The sequence below is a fragment of the Monashia sp. HAY1-5C genome (assembly GCF_056755255.1).
This window is the reverse complement of the sequence record NZ_JBPGXG010000789.1, coordinates 1-235: the sequence shown is the minus strand read 5'-3', so window position 1 is coordinate 235 and position 235 is coordinate 1. Positions and strand designations below refer to the sequence as shown.

The 235-nt window shown below is 54.9% G+C and carries 1 protein-coding gene; it reads left to right on the top strand.

From position 1 onward, the window contains the following. Nucleotides 1-235: transglutaminase-like cysteine peptidase (locus tag ACR9ZK_RS23560; RefSeq protein WP_481344331.1), on the top strand; the 235-nt coding region annotated here is incomplete at both ends.

Sequence of the window (235 nt, the reverse complement as noted above, 5' to 3'; positions counted from 1 at the left end):
CACCTATCATGTGGCAGATTACTGGGCGAAACCAAGTGAAGCACTGTCGCATCAGCAGGGCGACTGCGAGGACTACGCTATCTTGAAGATGGCCGCACTCTATGAGGCTGGCGTCGATCTCGACCAAATGACACTGGTCGTCCTATTCGACCAGCAGCGGCATTTCTACCACGCCGTCCTGTCGGTCTCCGTCAGCGGTAATAATCTTATCCTCGACAACATGCGCGATGAGGTC